Source organism: Chryseobacterium cucumeris (assembly GCF_001593385.1).
In the GTDB taxonomy this organism is placed as follows: domain Bacteria; phylum Bacteroidota; class Bacteroidia; order Flavobacteriales; family Weeksellaceae; genus Chryseobacterium; species Chryseobacterium cucumeris.
Genome location: NZ_LUVZ01000001.1, coordinates 1,230,888 through 1,247,136, shown reverse-complemented (window position 1 = coordinate 1,247,136; position 16,249 = coordinate 1,230,888). Strand labels below are relative to the sequence as shown.

The 16,249-nt window shown below is 36.6% G+C and carries 15 protein-coding genes; 6 read left to right on the top strand and 9 right to left on the bottom strand.

The window, feature by feature from the left end; translation table 11 throughout:
- Positions 1-55 precede the first annotated feature (55 nt).
- The 3 genes from A1704_RS05515 to A1704_RS05505 are packed head-to-tail and all read left to right on the top strand — an operon-like array spanning position 56 to position 3,071.
- Positions 56-1,408, top strand: a complete 1,353-nt coding sequence (locus tag A1704_RS05515; protein WP_062671220.1) for an AAA family ATPase — start codon at positions 56-58, stop codon at positions 1,406-1,408.
- 50 nt (positions 1,409-1,458) lie between these two features.
- Entirely contained in the window at positions 1,459-2,562 is a 1,104-nt protein-coding gene (locus A1704_RS05510; RefSeq protein WP_062671218.1) for an NAD(P)/FAD-dependent oxidoreductase, read from the top strand.
- 17 nt (positions 2,563-2,579) lie between these two features.
- A complete protein-coding gene (locus A1704_RS05505) occupies positions 2,580-3,071 on the top strand; it encodes a hypothetical protein (RefSeq protein WP_131797474.1) in 492 nt (163 codons plus the stop codon).
- A gap of 1 nt (position 3,072) precedes the next feature.
- Here the strand turns inward: A1704_RS05505 and A1704_RS05500 are convergent, their stop codons facing one another.
- The gene (locus tag A1704_RS05500; protein ID WP_062671214.1) at positions 3,073-3,345 is read right to left on the bottom strand and encodes a hypothetical protein; all 273 of its coding nucleotides are present in this window, start codon (positions 3,343-3,345) and stop codon (positions 3,073-3,075) included.
- Between the two features lie 185 nt (positions 3,346-3,530).
- Here A1704_RS05500 and prfB point away from each other — a divergent pair, with 185 nt between their 5' ends.
- Both prfB and A1704_RS05490 read left to right on the top strand, forming a co-directional pair.
- Positions 3,531-4,643: a peptide chain release factor 2 gene (gene prfB / locus A1704_RS05495; protein ID WP_062671212.1), complete on the top strand. Its 1,113-nt coding sequence runs from the start codon at positions 3,531-3,533 to the stop codon at positions 4,641-4,643.
- Between the two features lie 86 nt (positions 4,644-4,729).
- Positions 4,730-5,428: a DedA family protein gene (locus A1704_RS05490; protein ID WP_062671210.1), complete on the top strand. Its 699-nt coding sequence runs from the start codon at positions 4,730-4,732 to the stop codon at positions 5,426-5,428.
- Positions 5,429-5,707: 279 nt separating this feature from the next.
- On the opposite strand, the gene A1704_RS05485 is transcribed toward A1704_RS05490, so the two are convergent.
- Genes A1704_RS05485 through A1704_RS05475 form a run of 3 tightly spaced genes read right to left on the bottom strand, consistent with a single transcriptional unit; the run spans position 5,708 to position 8,530 of the window.
- The gene (locus A1704_RS05485; RefSeq protein ID WP_062671208.1) at positions 5,708-6,577 is read right to left on the bottom strand and encodes an alpha/beta hydrolase; all 870 of its coding nucleotides are present in this window, start codon (positions 6,575-6,577) and stop codon (positions 5,708-5,710) included.
- 50 nt (positions 6,578-6,627) lie between these two features.
- The gene (locus tag A1704_RS05480) at positions 6,628-8,019 is read right to left on the bottom strand and encodes a serine hydrolase (protein ID WP_082798711.1); all 1,392 of its coding nucleotides are present in this window, start codon (positions 8,017-8,019) and stop codon (positions 6,628-6,630) included.
- A 28-nt stretch (positions 8,020-8,047) separates the two neighbouring features.
- Positions 8,048-8,530 (bottom strand): tetratricopeptide repeat protein, encoded by a 483-nt coding sequence (locus tag A1704_RS05475; protein WP_062671204.1) that lies wholly within the window; start codon positions 8,528-8,530, stop codon positions 8,048-8,050.
- A 155-nt stretch (positions 8,531-8,685) separates the two neighbouring features.
- On the opposite strand from A1704_RS05475, the gene A1704_RS05470 reads away from it, so the two are divergent.
- On the top strand, positions 8,686-9,570 hold the full coding sequence (locus tag A1704_RS05470) for a DUF808 family protein (RefSeq protein ID WP_062671202.1): 885 nt from the start codon (positions 8,686-8,688) through the stop codon (positions 9,568-9,570).
- 138 nt (positions 9,571-9,708) lie between these two features.
- On the opposite strand, the gene dnaJ is transcribed toward A1704_RS05470, so the two are convergent.
- The 5 genes from dnaJ to proS form a co-directional block, all read right to left on the bottom strand.
- The gene (gene dnaJ, locus A1704_RS05465) at positions 9,709-10,827 is read right to left on the bottom strand and encodes a molecular chaperone DnaJ (RefSeq protein WP_062671200.1); all 1,119 of its coding nucleotides are present in this window, start codon (positions 10,825-10,827) and stop codon (positions 9,709-9,711) included.
- Positions 10,828-10,928: 101 nt separating this feature from the next.
- On the bottom strand, positions 10,929-11,468 hold the full coding sequence (locus tag A1704_RS05460; RefSeq protein ID WP_394360850.1) for a nucleotide exchange factor GrpE: 540 nt from the start codon (positions 11,466-11,468) through the stop codon (positions 10,929-10,931).
- Positions 11,469-11,795: 327 nt separating this feature from the next.
- The gene (locus A1704_RS05455; protein ID WP_062671196.1) at positions 11,796-13,130 is read right to left on the bottom strand and encodes an Nramp family divalent metal transporter; all 1,335 of its coding nucleotides are present in this window, start codon (positions 13,128-13,130) and stop codon (positions 11,796-11,798) included.
- A gap of 113 nt (positions 13,131-13,243) precedes the next feature.
- Positions 13,244-14,569, bottom strand: a complete 1,326-nt coding sequence (locus A1704_RS05450) for an OmpA family protein (protein WP_062671195.1) — start codon at positions 14,567-14,569, stop codon at positions 13,244-13,246.
- A gap of 118 nt (positions 14,570-14,687) precedes the next feature.
- Positions 14,688-16,163, bottom strand: coding sequence for a proline--tRNA ligase (gene proS, locus A1704_RS05445; RefSeq protein WP_062671604.1), 1,476 nt, complete (start codon positions 16,161-16,163; stop codon positions 14,688-14,690).
- Between the last annotated feature and the right edge of the window lie 86 nt (positions 16,164-16,249).

Genomic DNA, 16,249 nt, shown 5'->3' with positions numbered 1-16,249 from the left:
ATCAATATTAATTTATGGACAAATACATTAAATTTGATAGAATTAATCAACAGTTATGAAGCTAATTGAACTGGCAGAAGAATTAAATGTATCTGAAGAAGCCATAAAACAGTTTATCCAGGATTTTGATCTTGAACTGGTAGACTGTGTCAGTACAAATTTTGACGTAAAAGAAGATTTTGAAAAATTTGCCCGTGAGAATGTAGATTTTTTGAGGTTATATGAAAAAGATCTTGATAAAAATAAAACGTTGGAGCAGATTGCCGAAGTCATTAAGCAGCCAAAAGATAAGGTGGAAAAGGTGATTAAAGACAATAATCTCAATATTTTCGATAATGGTTTTTTCAAATCCTCCATATCAAGCTATGGAATTGATAACAAACTTGGAGGGAATTATCAGTTTGTCTACGATTATTTTGGGCATAAAACCAGCCTTCAGCAAAGAGATTTTATAGGGTACAGAGACCTTTTCTTTTATACATCCACTGTTCTGGAACCCTTCCTGAATCCACAGCAGATCAAAGACTGGGGCATCAACAAACCTGCAGGGATTATTCTGTACGGACCTCCGGGAAGCGGTAAGATATTCTGGGCCAATAAAATTGCTGAAATCATCGGATATCAGTTTAAAGAAGTTAAAAAACACTATTTGGGAACTTCGCTGATTGATGGAAATGAGATCAATTTCAGTGATTTCCTGGTGAGTATGATGAAGGAAAACAAAATGCTTCTTTTTATGGATGATTTCGATGAAATTATGATGCAGAGAAGGGCGGAAACAGACATTGCTTCCTGCAATCTTGAGGCTCAGGAGCTGATTCTTCACTACATTGGAAAATTTGAAAAAGAAGGTGTTTTAATGGTAGGTTCAGCTAATTCTGTGGCTGAAATTGATGAGGAAATTCTGGCGCCCGGAAGATTTGATGTGTTGATTCCTATTTTTCCTCCCAATGCTTCTGAGCGCTCGGAAATCATTCTTTATGCCATGACCAGAGGATTGGAAGAAGATTCTTTACTCTACAAAATACTTAAAAATAACAAAGCTGATAAGGTTCCTTTCTGGCATGAAATCTCTTCAAAGATGAAAGCCTTCAGTAACACTATGCTGATAGACTTTACCCAAAGTTTAAAGAAAAGAATTAAAAATCTTTATCAGAGAACCAGAAACGAAAAGCTAAAAATTGATCAGAAACTTTTGGAGAGTGCGCTGAGGGATGCCGGGTCAAAACTTACCGAAGAATATCTTGATCAGGTAGCTAGATTTCTTGCGGATGCCATTATCAATAATTTTGATGACTTCAGATTTAGGATTCAGGCTCTGAAAAATGAACTGGAAACCTACAGAGTTGTCGAAGAGCCACAAAGAGCAATCGGATTCCAGCATAATGAAGAAGGAGATAAAGGATAAACTGTTTAAGGTTTTATAAAAATTACTCATTACCTAATTACTCATTATTTATGAACAGTATTTGGGAATTGGATACATTCTACAGAAAAAGAGATATCATCATTATTGGTGCGGGGTTTTCCGGGCTTTGGACAGCTATATCCATAAAGGAGAAGTATCCTGAAAAATCTGTTCTTATTATTGAACGGAATACTATTCCATTGGGTGCTTCCACAAGAAATGCCGGGTTTGCCTGCTTTGGAAGTCTTACCGAAGTGATTGCCGATTCTGAGAAAATGGGCTGGGAAAAAACACTGGAGCTTGTTACAATGAGATTTAACGGACTTCAGAAAATCCAGCATTATTTTAAACATGATGAAATTGATTTTGAACTGAATGGAGGTTATGAAATTGTAAACACTGAAGAGCCTTTAACCCAGATTGATGCTGTAAATAAAAAACTGAAAACAATAACCGGACTGGATCAGACTTATACTTTAAAACAGAACAAAATAAAGGAATTCGGACTTGGAAAATCTGAATTCCTGATTGAAAATCCTTGTGAAGGAGGTCTTCACTCCGGAAAGTTAGTACAGAAACTACTGGAGAAATGCCACGAACTGAAAATTGAGTTTTTATTTGGAACGGAAGTTCAAAATATTGAAGAAACGGACAAAGTTGAGGTGCAGCTTTCAACAGATCTTTCTGTAATCGCCGACCAGCTTATTTATTGTACCAATGCATTCACTTCAAAATTTCTGGAAAAAGAGAATATCATTCCTGCCCGCGGACAGGTTCTCCTGACAGAACCAGTAGACGGTTTAAAACTTAAAGGTACTTTTCATTATGATGAAGGCTATTATTATTTCAGAAATATAGGAAACCGGATATTGCTGGGTGGCGGAAGAAATCAGGATTTTAAGACAGAAGAAACAACGGCTTTTGAAACGACAGAATTTCTGCAGAATCATTTAGAAAACTTTTTAAAAGAAGTCATACTTCCTCATAAAGATTTTAAAATTGCCCTCCGCTGGTCAGGAATCATGGCTATGGGTGAAGAAAAATCGCCCATTGTAAAACAGTTTTCAGAAAGACAGTTTTGCGCGGTAAGACTTTCAGGAATGGGAGTGGCCCTGGCCCCGAAGATAGGTGAAATGATGGCAGAAATGATATAATTACAACGTTGGGAAACATGAAATACTTACCCTTTGAACGTATTACTTACAAAACAAATTTGTCTGAAAAGGAAGTTTTAACAAGACTCTCTGGTTTTGTAGAACCTAAAAAATTTGGTTTGGGGAAAAATTATATCAAAGAATATGAAGGATCTATCTATAATAATAGCTTTGAAATAAGCAGAGTGATACAATACAGAAACTCTTTTCTTCCTCAGATCAACGGTAAAATTCAAAATGAAAATAATGGAACCCAAATACAGGTGACCATGTCATTACATGCTTTTGTCTTCTTTTTCTTAATAGTCTGGTGCTCATTTGCCCTGATTTTCTTCATAGGTGTCTCTATAAAAACTATAAGGGAAAAAGAAATATCAGTAGAACTTTTTCTTCCTCTGGGTATGCTCTTGTTTGTCTACACTTTAACTATGGCAGGGTTCAAATCGGAAAGTAAACAAGCAAAAGAATATCTTAGAAGAAGCTTTGAAGCTGAAATTATCAAAGAGTGATTTAGCTGTTTTCCCACCACTTTAAAATATCTCTAGCTACATCTTCGGCACTAAACTCAGACCTGTAAAGACCGTAAGTGACACCCAACTCGGTTTCTATAATAGTTTCCAGCTTTTCCTGATCAGCCCCTTTTTCCAGCTGTTGAAGAAGTTTTTCTGTTAAGTGATTAAAACTGTTTTTAGAAAGACCGGGCATTAAATTCATTGAAATAATAAGCTTCTTTAACTGAGCAAAATTTCCATTACGCTCATTGATCCAATCATTGATATCCATTTTAAACCTGTTTTAAAATATAAATATAAAGGATAATTTACATTCCATAAATTCAAACCTGAACTCTACGTCCCGGAACCCGAACCTCGGATTCAAAACTTTACCCCAAAACTTTAAGCCCGAACTTTAACCCCGCACCTCTCCACTCTAAAAGAATTCCTTATTTTTGCAAAAAAGAAACATTCGTGATTAACAACGACCAGATAAAAGAAGTTCAATCCAGAATTGAAGACTTACACAGATACCTTCAGATTGAAAAAAAGAAGATTGAAATAGCCAATGATGATGAAAAAACTGCGGCACCCGAATTTTGGGATAATCCAAAAACTGCTGAAGCATTTCTAAAACAGCTTCGTTCCAAGAAAAAATGGGTAGAAAGTTATGACGAAATTCAGACACAGTTTGAAGATTTACAAGTTTTGGCTGATTTTGCTAAAGAAGATCCGGATTCTGAAAAAGAACTGGATGAGACTTTCCCGCAATTGGTAGAAAAAATTGAAGACCTGGAATTCAAAAATATGCTTTCCAATGAAGGGGACGAACTTTCTGCAGTACTTCAGATTACAGCAGGAGCAGGAGGAACAGAAAGTTGTGACTGGGCAGCTATGCTGATGAGAATGTATACCATGTGGGCAGAAAAACAAGGCTATAAAATCCGTGAACTTAACTTCCAGGAAGGAGATGTAGCAGGTGTGAAGACTGTTACCCTTGAAATTGAAGGCGAATTTGCTTTTGGATATTTAAGAGGTGAAAACGGAGTACACCGTTTGGTAAGGATTTCTCCTTTTGACAGTAATGCGAAACGCCATACCAGTTTTGTTTCGGTATATGTTTATCCTTTGGTGGATGATACCATTGAAATCAACATCAATCCTGCCGATATCAGCTTTGAAACCATGAGAGCTTCCGGAGCCGGAGGACAGAACGTAAACAAGGTGGAAACGGCTGTACGTCTTCGCCACGCTCCTACAGGAATTATCATTGAAAACTCAGAATCCCGTTCTCAGCTTCAGAATAAAGAAAAGGCCATGCAGCTCCTTCGTTCAAGACTTTACGAAATGGAACTGGAAGAGCGTATGAAAGCCAGAAATGAGATTGAAGCCAATAAAATGAAGATTGAGTGGGGAAGCCAGATCAGAAACTACGTCATGCATCCATACAAACTGGTAAAAGATGTACGTTCCGGTCATGAAACTTCAGATGTGGATGCCGTAATGAACGGAAATATTACCCCATTCCTGAAAGCATTCTTAATGGCCGATGGAACGGCTGTTTCCGATGATGATCTGGACTTATAAAAATCATGTTTGAATTTTAGTTAAAATCTTATAATTAATTTTTGTTTCAGACATTTTAGACTTACTTTTGTTGTTCATCGATATTTATGGAAGATTTCAATAGCTGGAAGGATTTATTAAACCCGGAGTTTTATATAAAAATGGGAGGGTTTTGGCTGATTTTGTTTATTGTTTTTGCTGAAACAGGTCTTTTTGTAGGATTTTTTCTACCTGGAGATTCACTACTGTTCGTTTCGGGAATTTATGCTGTTGAAATCATCAAAGAGACTTTTGGCTCTACAGGGAGCGATTTCCTAGATACTACAATATTAGCTTCTGGTGTAGCTCTTGCTGCTGTTATTGGAAATGAAGTTGGATATTATTTCGGGAGAAAAGCAGGTCCTGCTTTATATAAAAGACCGGATTCAATGCTTTTTAAGAAGAAATACCTTTATCAGGCCCACGATTTCTTTGAAAAACATGGTGCATTAGCTGTTATTATGGCAAGATTCTTACCGGTTGTAAGAACTTTTACACCCATTGTGGCAGGTATTGTAAAAATGGATAAAAAAGAGTTTTTAAGAGATAATATTATTGGAGCTGTATTATGGTCATTCATTTTGATCTTTGCAGGGCATTATCTGGATAAACTTTTCATGGACCAGTTTGGAATCAATCTAAAACAGAAACTGGAATATATCATTATCGTCATTGTATTGGTAACGACACTTCCGGTCATCTTCAAGTTTGTTTTCGGAAAAAAAGAAGACCTTTCAAAAAAATATGAAGATCAGGACTTTGAATAGATAAAGAATTCAATCAAAAAATACAGAGCCGTCTCAATTATGAGATGGCTTTTTTATTGCTTATCAATAAATTTTTTAAACGCAAAGATTAATTTGTATTGAGTATTATTTTGAGAGAGCAAAGGTAGGAATCAATGAAATTGATTCTTTCTAAGCGTATGGATATATATTCGTGAGCTTCATCAGTGACAAAGTCACGACTTCTTTGCTTTTTTACAATGATGTGTTGTAATTATTATCCTTTGCGTTTAATAATCAAAAAAATTCTCTTAGACACCTTTACTTTTTAATCCATTCCAGAATATTAGGATAGATAATGCTGTCTCTTTTTCTTTTACTGAAAAATCTGGGTGCATGCCCGGCTCCTTTCATAAAAATAAATTTGTGTGGAACGTTCATCTTGGTAAGCGCAGAGTCCATCGCAATTCCCTGGTGTTGATTTACCAGTACATCATTATTTCCCTGAAATAACATGGTCGGAACATCTGTAATATTAGCAATAGGGCTGGCTTCCTTAAAAGCTTCAGAAACGTTTTTCCGGTCAAACTTAGTCCCTACTACCTTTTGAAAAGTAGGAGAGGTATATTTTGAATAAAAAGATTTAAGATATTCAGAGCTGTAAAAATCTGTTGGTCCGCTTAAGGAGATTATTTTTTTTATTTGTTCAGGATGCTGGTAACCATAAAGTAAGGCTAGATGGCCACCGGCACTTTCTCCCAGAAGAATGTAATTGTTGGGTTGAAGCTCTGCTTTTTCTGCTAAAGAGTTGAATTTTTCAATGGCAAGCCCAATATCTTCAAGCTGTTGTTTATAAGTGATCTTTTCTTTGGTAGAAACAAACCTGTAATTCATATTGATACTCGGAATGTTGTTTTGAAAAAGCATTTTCTGAACCTGGATCATATGCTCTTTTTTACCCAAAGTCCAGGCACCACCATGAACGATAAGTACAACAGGAGAATTTTCAGAATAATCTTTGGGAAGAAAAACATCCATTTTCTGTCTTTTATGTTCCCCATATTTCAGATTGTAAATCTTCTGTTGTCCGCCGGGACCTACCCAAACTCTGAATTTAGTATTACATGACTGCAGAAGGAAACCAACGCATCCCATGACGAAAAAATGATACCGGAGAACGAGTTTTTTCATTACTTAAATTTACGAAAAATTCTATTAATTATGAAGCAAACAAGGTTTAATTAAAGCCTTTCCGCTGTTTTTGATGACAGTCCTTTTTTGATGGTAATAACTCCTTTTTCACCTTCTTTGAAAATGAAAGAAATCTCAGTGTCATCATCCTGAAGGAAAAGCGCATCTTCTTTTTCAGCTGAAATTCTGACCTTAGGATCTTTATTGTTCTGCATAAAAAGCTGCCCGTTTTCGTAGAGAATATGGATAATGCTATCATCTGAAAGTTGGTAATCTCCCACGTATTTTTTAAGAATATCAGCACTTAGTGTTACTTCTTTCTTTGGTTGTGGAATAGTGTAAGGCTGATGTAAAAGAGCCGCTAAAATAGTATTACCTGCTTTCTCCAGTTTTTTACTTGTGATATTGTTCAGAAGGATAATGCAGAGATCATCCTCCGGAAGCATCGCAAAATAACTTGTGGAACCCTCTATATTTCCGCCGTGATTAATGAGTTTTTTTCCGTAAAGATCATCAATAAACCAACCATAACCGTAGCCGCTCAAAAAAGGAGTGGTTGCTTTTTTAAATGCCTCTTTGGAAACAATTTTATAATCTCTCAATCCAATATAGTAATTGTACAGATCTTCAACGGTACTGTAGATTTGTCCTGCAGGACCGGTTAGTGTAGAATTCCAGACTTGTGTTTTTTCCTGTTTTGTGTTTGAAATATAAGAATAAGGAACGGTTTTGTACGGGCTTTTCAGTGCAAGGTAGTTAAAACCGGTGTGAGCCATCTTCAGAGGATTTAGGATGAATTTTCTTACAGCATCTTCATAAGAAAGTCCTGTTATCTTTTCAATGATAAGTCCCAATATGATATACCCTGAATTGGTATAAGAAAACTGAGTTCCGGGTTTAAAATCCAATGGTTCATTTTTAAAAAAAGAAAGTTCTTTATCTTTTGGTATAGATTTTCCGGTGTGAAGAAGATTGAAATACTCTTTATTTCGCAATACTTCATAAATTCCGGAAGTGTGGGTAAGGAGATGTTCGATCGTAATTTCATTTCCTCTTGGATAATCGGGAATAAACTTTGAGACAGGATCTTTAAAAGAAAGTTTTCCTTCCTCGCTTAGCTTTACAATGACCAGAGCTGTGAAAGATTTGGTTAAAGAAGCAATCTGATACACACTTTTGTCCTGATTGGGGATCTTTTTTTCTGCATCCTGCCAGCCGTATGATCTTTCAATAATGTTTTTATTCTGATAATGGATCAAAGCAGTTCCATTAAATTTATTAATTGCTGCAAATGCTTTTATAATGTGGTCTATTTCTTCTTTCTTGCTTTCGTGATTAATAGTGTTGAGATGATTTTCCGTCTGAGCTTTCAGAGTAGAGTAGAATGCACTGAACAAACAACACATACATCCTAAAGCTAAAATATGAAATTGACGTTGCATAGGGATCAGATTTAAAAAACGGTTAAAATTATAGGTTTTCAGCGTAGCGGCTCAAAGAATTATTGTACCTGGGCAAATGTTTGGAAAGAGCTTTCAATATTAAAGACAGTGCTTCTTTGTATTCTTCTGCTGAAGAAAGGGACAGTGCTAAAAAAGAATCTACCGCATCATCCAGTTCATCAGAATAGTGGGCTTTTTCCTCCCTTAAAATATGGATACTTTCTTCTATTTTTCCATTATTTCTTAAGGTGCTTGCGAGCTGAATTCTTGCTCTTCTTCTTCGTAAACCAGTTAATCCTTTTTCTAATGCTGATCTGTACAAAGGTTCTGCTTCCTTTTCGTGCCCGGTGGAATCAAAAGCACAGGCTCTTTCAAAATCAGCAATAGCCTGGGAATCCTTTTCTGTAAGTAATTCTACATGATCTTTCATTTGCTCAATAAACTCTTCACTGTTTATGGTTCCAAGTTTTAGCCATATACTTTGTAATTGATTTTCCCAGTTTTTATTCATCCAATAGATTTTAAACAAAGATATAAAATATTGAAAGTGAAGGATTGTTGAAAGGTTCATATAATTTTCAAAATAATTGTTAGATTATGAATCCAAAAACGGAATTAAATAATTATTTTTGCTGAACTTAACAAAGATTAAAAAATTATTAAAATATGGCATCAGGCTTTTTTGCAATTTTGGATGATATTGCAGCATTGATGGATGATGTAGCGGTTACCAGTAAGGTTGCTACCCAAAAGACAGCAGGGATTTTAGGAGACGATCTGGCTGTAAATGCAGAAAAAGCCACTGGCTTTCTTTCCTCAAGGGAAATTCCCGTTTTATGGGCAATTACCAAAGGATCATTTATCAATAAACTGATTATTCTTCCTATCGTTTTTTTACTTAATTGGTTATATGCTCCGGCTATTAATTATGTATTGATCCTTGGAGGATTCTATCTGGCCTTTGAAGGCGTTGAAAAAGTTATAGAATTTCTTTTTCACCGTGACAAAAAGGGGCATGAAGTTATAGAGGAAATTGAAGAAGACGAAAAAAGTTCTGAAGAAATTGAAAAAGAGAAAGTAAAATCGGCAATTACAACTGATTTTATTTTATCCATCGAGATCGTTATTATTGCTTTAGGAACCGTATTGGAAGAAAGTCATCCTTTCATTACGCAGATTTTAGTAACGAGCCTGGTTGCATTCATTGCTACTGTTGGAGTGTATGGAATTGTAGCTTTGATCGTAAGAATGGATGATGCTGGGTTTAAATTAATAAAGAAAAGTAAGGATAAAGGCTTTTTCGGAGGACTTGGACATCTATTAGTGAAGGCTTTACCTATTGTTATTAAAATATTAGGAGTCGTAGGAACAATTGCTTTAATAATGGTTGCTGGTGGAATTTTTCTGCATAGGATCGAATTTTTCCATGGCATATTACCAACCTGGCCGGATGTTTTGAAAGAGCTTACACTTGGAGTTGCTGGCGGATTGGCAGCGGTTGCTGTCTTCACTTTAGGAAAAGGAATCTATTCCCTGGCAACAAAAAAATAAAACAGAATTAGAATTAAATAACCAAAAAATCCTGTACTCGAGAGAGTGCAGGATTTTTTATGATTAGATTTAAACTTTGAATATAAAACTTTGAACGTTAAACAAAAAAGAGACCTGTAAAAAGTCTCTTTTTCTATATTAATTGAATAAATCTTTTACTTTATCAAAAAAAGTTTTTTCCTTTCCGGATGGTTCTGCAACCATTTCTCCGCTGGACATCTGCTTTTCAAAGAATTCTTTCTGGTCCTTGGTAAGCTTCTGTGGAGTCCAGACATTGATGTGGATGAACATGTCTCCTTTACCATAACTGTCGATACTTGGAAGCCCTTTTCCGGCTAATCTCAAGATTTTTCCGGATTGAGTTCCCGGATCAACGGTAATTTTTACTTTTCCGCCTACGGTAGGAATTTCTTTCTTCGTTCCTAAAGCAGCTTCAGCAAATGAAACATATAATTCCTGGTGAAGATTATCACCTTCTCTCTTGATCGTTTGATCTACTTCCTCTTCAATGATCACTAAAAGATCTCCCGGAACACCTCCAAATGGAGCATCATTACCTTTTCCTCTTACATTAAGCTGGATACCGTCTCTTGCTCCTGCCGGAATGTTGATTGCGATTTCCTCTTCATCTTTGATAAGTCCCTGTGCATTGGCTCCTGCAGGAATTTTGTCAGCAACTTTTCCAATTCCCTGACAAGTACTACATGTAGTTTGAGTCTGCATTTGACCAAACATGGTATTCATTACTTTTAACTGAACACCGGAACCGTTACAGGTAGGACATGTTTTTGAAGTGGCACCTTCCGCCATCTTCATTTTCTTTACTTTGATGGTTTTCTGAGTACCATTTACCATTTCCTCAAGGTTCAGCTTGATTCTGATTCTTAAATTAGAACCCTTCACCTGCTGACGGCCTCCACCGCCACCACCGAATCCTCCGAAACCACCACCGAAAATATCTCCAAACTGGCTGAAAATATCTTCCATGTTCATTCCGCCTCCGAAGCCTCCGCCTCCGAAACCACCATTTCCACCCATTCCGGCATGTCCGAACTGGTCGTATCTTGCACGTTTCTGATCGTCGCTCAGAACTTCGTAAGCTTCAGCAGCTTCTTTAAATTTTTCTTCAGCCTCTTTATCTCCCGGATTTTTATCCGGGTGAAATTTGATGGCCATTTTACGGTATGCTTTCTTTATTTCGTCGGCCGATGCAGATTTGCTGATCTCAAGAACCTCGTAATAATCTCTTTTTGACATGACAACTTTATAATTGATTGTTGATAAATGATAAAAGATATTGTAAAGCTAATAAGTGAAACATTCATCAATTATCACTCACCATTTATCATTTATGAATTTTAATTTCCTGTTACTACTTTTGCAAAACGGATCACTTTATCATTTAAAGTATATCCTGTTTCAATAACGTCTACGATTTTTCCTTTCAAATCTTCCGATGGAGCAGGGATCTGAGTAATCGCTTCATGGAAATCAACATTAAAGCTGTCACCAGCCTTTACTTCCATTGTTTTTAGTCCTTTTTCGGTAAGTTTGTTCTTGAATTTCTGATAGATAAGTTCCACACCTTGCAGGTCAGCCGGATTTCCATTTTTAGCGATTTCTTTTAAAGCTCTTTCAAAATCATCCAAAACTCCTAACATTGAAACCATCATTTCCTGGTTGGCATACTGGAAGAATTCGATCTTCTCTTTGCTTGTTCTTTTTTTATAGTTTTCGAATTCAGCATACAATCTGATGTAACGGTCTTTCTCTTCTGCCAAAAGTTCCTCTGGAGAAGGAGTAACTGTCACATTGTCCTGAGACGTTGCGTCATTCTGAACATTGTTTTCTTCCTGATTATTGATGCTTTCTTCGTTAATATCCTGGTTTTCCATAATTCAATATTTATTTACTGATTGTTTGACAAAGAGCCTGCCAAATCTAAAATCTGGACATTAAGGCAGAAAAAGGGAGTAGTGGTGAATCGTGAAGATGTCAATGCGCTTCGCTTGTGAATTTTGAGTAGTATAGGTTTAATAATTGACTTTGCAAAGCAAAAATTGACCATTAACCATTCACTAATCAATGGTGAAGATGTCAATCCGCTTCGCTTGTGAATTTGTTGTAGGGTAGGATTAATAATTGACTTTGCGAAGCAAAAATTGACCATTGACTATTCACCAAAGAATGTCCAATAGTCAATTTTAAAACTATAGTTATATTTTCTATTCTCCCGTAAACGTCTGGTACAAAAGGTACAGATTTAGAACAATGATAATGATGGAAATTATCCATACACAGACTTTCAGGAATGGTTTATTGACAAAATCTCCCATTTTAGCCTTGTCATTGGTAAACATCACCAATGGAACAACTGCAAAACTAAGCTGCATGGAAAGAATTACCTGGCTTAAAACCAATAATTCAGTTGTTCCCTGTTCTCCGTAAAGAATGGCAACAATAAGTGCCGGAATTACAGCAATAAGTCTGGTGATCAATCGTCTCAGCCATGGTTTTAATCTGATATTCAGGAAGCCTTCCATGACGATCTGTCCGGCAAGAGTTCCAGTTAATGTTGAATTTTGCCCGGATGCTAATAAAGCAATGGCAAATGCAATACTGGCCATAGAAGCTCCCAGAATAGGGGTTAACATTTTATAGGCATCATGAATATCCGCCACATGCTCGTTTCCTGTAGTATGGAATGTAGCAGCAGCCAGAATAAGAATTGCTGCATTGATGAAAAATGCCAGCATTAATGAAACGGTACTGTCTATGGTGGCAAACTTTATGGCTTCTTTTTTTCCTTCGGTATCACGGGTATAATCTCTGGTCTGTACAATACTGCTGTGCAGATACAGATTGTGTGGCATTACGGTAGCTCCTAAAATCCCGATTGCTATATAAAGCATGGCCGGGTTCTGAATAATTTCCTTTTGCGGAACCAAACCTCCCAGAATCTCATTAAAAGCAGGCTGCGAAATGATGATTTCATATACAAAACAGGCTAGAATAATGAAGATAAGCCCTCCTACAATACTCTCTATCCATCGGAAACCTTTGGACTGAAGTAAAAGAATGATTAAAACGTCCACTGTTGTAATGACAATCCCCCAGGTCAGCGGGATATGGAATAACAGGTTTAATGCAATGGCTGAACCGATGACCTCAGCGAGATCACAGGCGGCAATGGCTATTTCACAGAATACCCAGAGAATAAAATTAGTGGTAGGATTGAAGTGGTCTCTACAGGCCTGAGCAAGATCTCTTTCTGCAACAACACCAAGTTTTACGGATAAGTGCTGTAAAACCATTGCAAAGATATTGGAAATAAGGATGACCGAAAGGAGAGTATAACCGAATTGAGCTCCCCCGGCAATATCTGTGGCCCAGTTTCCTGGATCCATGTAACCTACGGCAATCATCAGACCTGGTCCTGCAAATGCAAGATATTTCCTCCAGAAAGTTGCATTTTTAGGGACTTTGATTGATGAATAAACCTCTGATAAGGAATGGTTTGTTTTATCTTTTCGCCAAGCGTTTTTTATATTGAAATTCATAAATGTTAGAAATGACTAACAAATTTAATTAAATAAATGTAAACAGAAAAATCATGGCATAAAAAAATCCCGGAAATTGCTTCCCGGGACCTAATTTTTATTGACTCTAAAGATTATTTTGCAAATCTTACAGCCATTTTTCTATCGGCAGCTCTTTCAGCATCAGAAGCTTTTGCATCTACTTTAGCAAATTTACTTCCATAGCCTTCAGCTTCTAAAACCTGAGCACCAACTCCTGCTTTTACTAAAGCAGCCTTGATGTATTCAGCTCTGGCTTTTGATAGTTTTACATTGTTGGCTTCGTTTCCGGTTTTGTCTGTATAACCTCCAATTTTGATTTTTGCATCAGGGAAAGCTTTAAGGATAGCCACTAAGTTATCCAATTGCCCTTGTGAACCTGCTTCAAGTTCAGTAGCACTTCCCATTTTGAAATTGACGTGATCGAAGTCGTACCACTTATCTTTCAATGCTGCATCATCAGCTGCATTTTTGTAGTTTCCGGATTTCAGGAATGTAATCATCTGATCTTCCATTCCTCCTTTGTAACCTTTTAACATCACTCCATTAAGATCAATATCTTCATCTGTTTTAGCTGTTGCAGGAGCAGGTGTTACTGTTGTAGCGGCAGTATCCGTAGTTGTGCTGGTTGTAGTAGAATCAGATGTTGTAGTAGTGGTTGTAGTGGTTTGTTTTTTCTCACACTGCTTCCATAAGAAATAAGCAGCAGCGATCAATAATAAAAGCGGAAGCAACCATTTCCAGATTGAACCTCCGCCTTGATTATTATTGTTATTATTTTCAAATCTTTCTCTTACTTCTCTTGCTCCTTCTGAAACATTTTCTCTTGCTGTAGCTACACCTTCAGCGATGTTATCTTTAGCAGTAGATGTTACTGAAGAAACCGTTTCTTTTGCCTGGCCAAACCAATTTTCAGCTCCTAATCCAAAGGAAGCCAAAGAAAGACCTGCAGGCAATAAAGAAGAAATAATGCCTTTCTGATCATGCAGTAAGCTGGAAATACCTGAAGCACCCAGATTATTGTCTGCTGCATATTTTCCAATAGTGCCTACTGTAGCTCCAGTTACCAGGTTTAACAAAGAACCTGCAGAGGTATTGCTGACACCTGAAAAACTGGCAATAGAATTAACTAATGCACCTACTTTATCTCCAAAAATGGAAGATAATAAGTTTGAAATAATAGGACTGCTCGACGAACCGCCTAATAAATTTCCTAAAATTCCACTTGAAGAGGCTTGTGTAATAGCATCCACAACGCCAGGTTTATCTGCATTATTGGCTAATCCACCTATTACAGCAGGTAATAATCCGCCAATTGCTTTAGAAATACCAGATTCACTTTCTCCAAACTGCGATGCAGCCTGTGAAATCAATGCGGGACCTAATTGTCCTTTAATTAAATCAATGACATTTAAAGACATAATAATAAATTTTTTTGATTAATGTTGAGATAAATTTAAACAAAAATCCGTCCAAATGTCACTTTTTTTTGAATATTTCTTTAAAAATTAATGATTTTTTTCTAAATCATTAAAATTTTTAATAAGCTTTTGCAAATAATACACGTCTCTTAGATGGTTTTCCTGAAATCAAAGAAATTCCTTCTTCTACGTCATTATCCAAAGGAATACATCTTATTGTAGCCTTCGTTTCATCCTTGATTTGTTCCTCTTCTTCAGCCGTTCCATCCCAGTGTGCATAAATAAATCCTCCCTTCTCTTCCAGAACTTTTTTGAATTCTTCATAAGTATCCACTTTCGTGATATTATTTTTTCTGAATTCAAATGCTTTATTATAAATATCCTGCTGAATCGTTTTCAATAAATCTTCGATATAAGAATCAATTCCTTCAATAGAACGAACTTCTTTAGTCAGATTATCTCTTCTCGCAATTTCTACAGACTTATTTTCAAGGTCTCTTGGTCCCATAGCGATTCTTACAGGAACTCCTTTCAGTTCATATTCTGCAAATTTCCATCCTGGTTTGTTCTGAGTATCATTGTCAAACTTCACAGAAATTCCTTTTGCTCTCAGTTTAGCCTGAATATCTAAAGCCACTTCACTGATTTGTTCCAGTTGCTCTTCTCCTTTAAAGATAGGAACAATCACCACCTGAATCGGCGCAAGGGTAGGAGGCAATACCAATCCGAAATCATCAGAGTGCGTCATAATTAAAGCTCCCATCAGACGGGTAGATGTTCCCCATGATGTTGCCCATGCATGTTCGATTTTCCCTTCTTTGTTGGTGAATTTTACGTCAAATGCTTTTGCAAAATTCTGACCTAAGAAGTGAGATGTTCCAGCCTGTAAAGCTTTTCCATCCTGCATTAATGCTTCAATACAATAAGTCTCATCAGCTCCTGCAAATCTTTCAGAAGGCGTTTTTAACCCTTGAATTACAGGAATAGCCATAAAGTTTTCTGCAAAATCTGCATATACTTTATTCATCTTTTCTGCTTCTTCAATAGCTTCATCTTTTGTAGCGTGAGCGGTGTGCCCTTCCTGCCATAAGAATTCTGCTGTTCTCAGGAAAAGACGTGTTCTCATTTCCCAACGAACAACATTGGCCCATTGGTTGATTAGTATCGGTAAGTCTCTGTAAGACTGAATCCAGTTTTTATAGGTATTCCAGATAATTGCTTCTGAAGTAGGACGAACAATAAGTTCTTCTTCAAGTTTTGCATCCGGATCTACAATCAGTTTGGATGGGTTGTCCGGATCGGTTTTTAACCTGTAGTGGGTAACAACAGCACATTCTTTTGCAAAACCTTCTGCATTTTTTTCCTCAGCCTCAAACAAGCTCTTGGGCACAAAAAGCGGGAAGTATGCGTTAACGTGACCTGTTTCTTTGAATTTTTTATCCATTTCATCACGCATTTTTTCCCAGATCGCATAGCCATACGGTTTGATCACCATACATCCACGCACGCCTGAGTTTTCAGCTAAATCAGCTTTTACAACCAGCTCATTATACCATTTGCTGTAATCTTCGCTTCTTGAGGTTAATTTTGCCATTATTTTTTTAAATTTTTTTAACTTTTGTACATTATTGTTATCTAAAAATAAAAATCTATTTTTGATAGATTTTTTTACCAGTATTT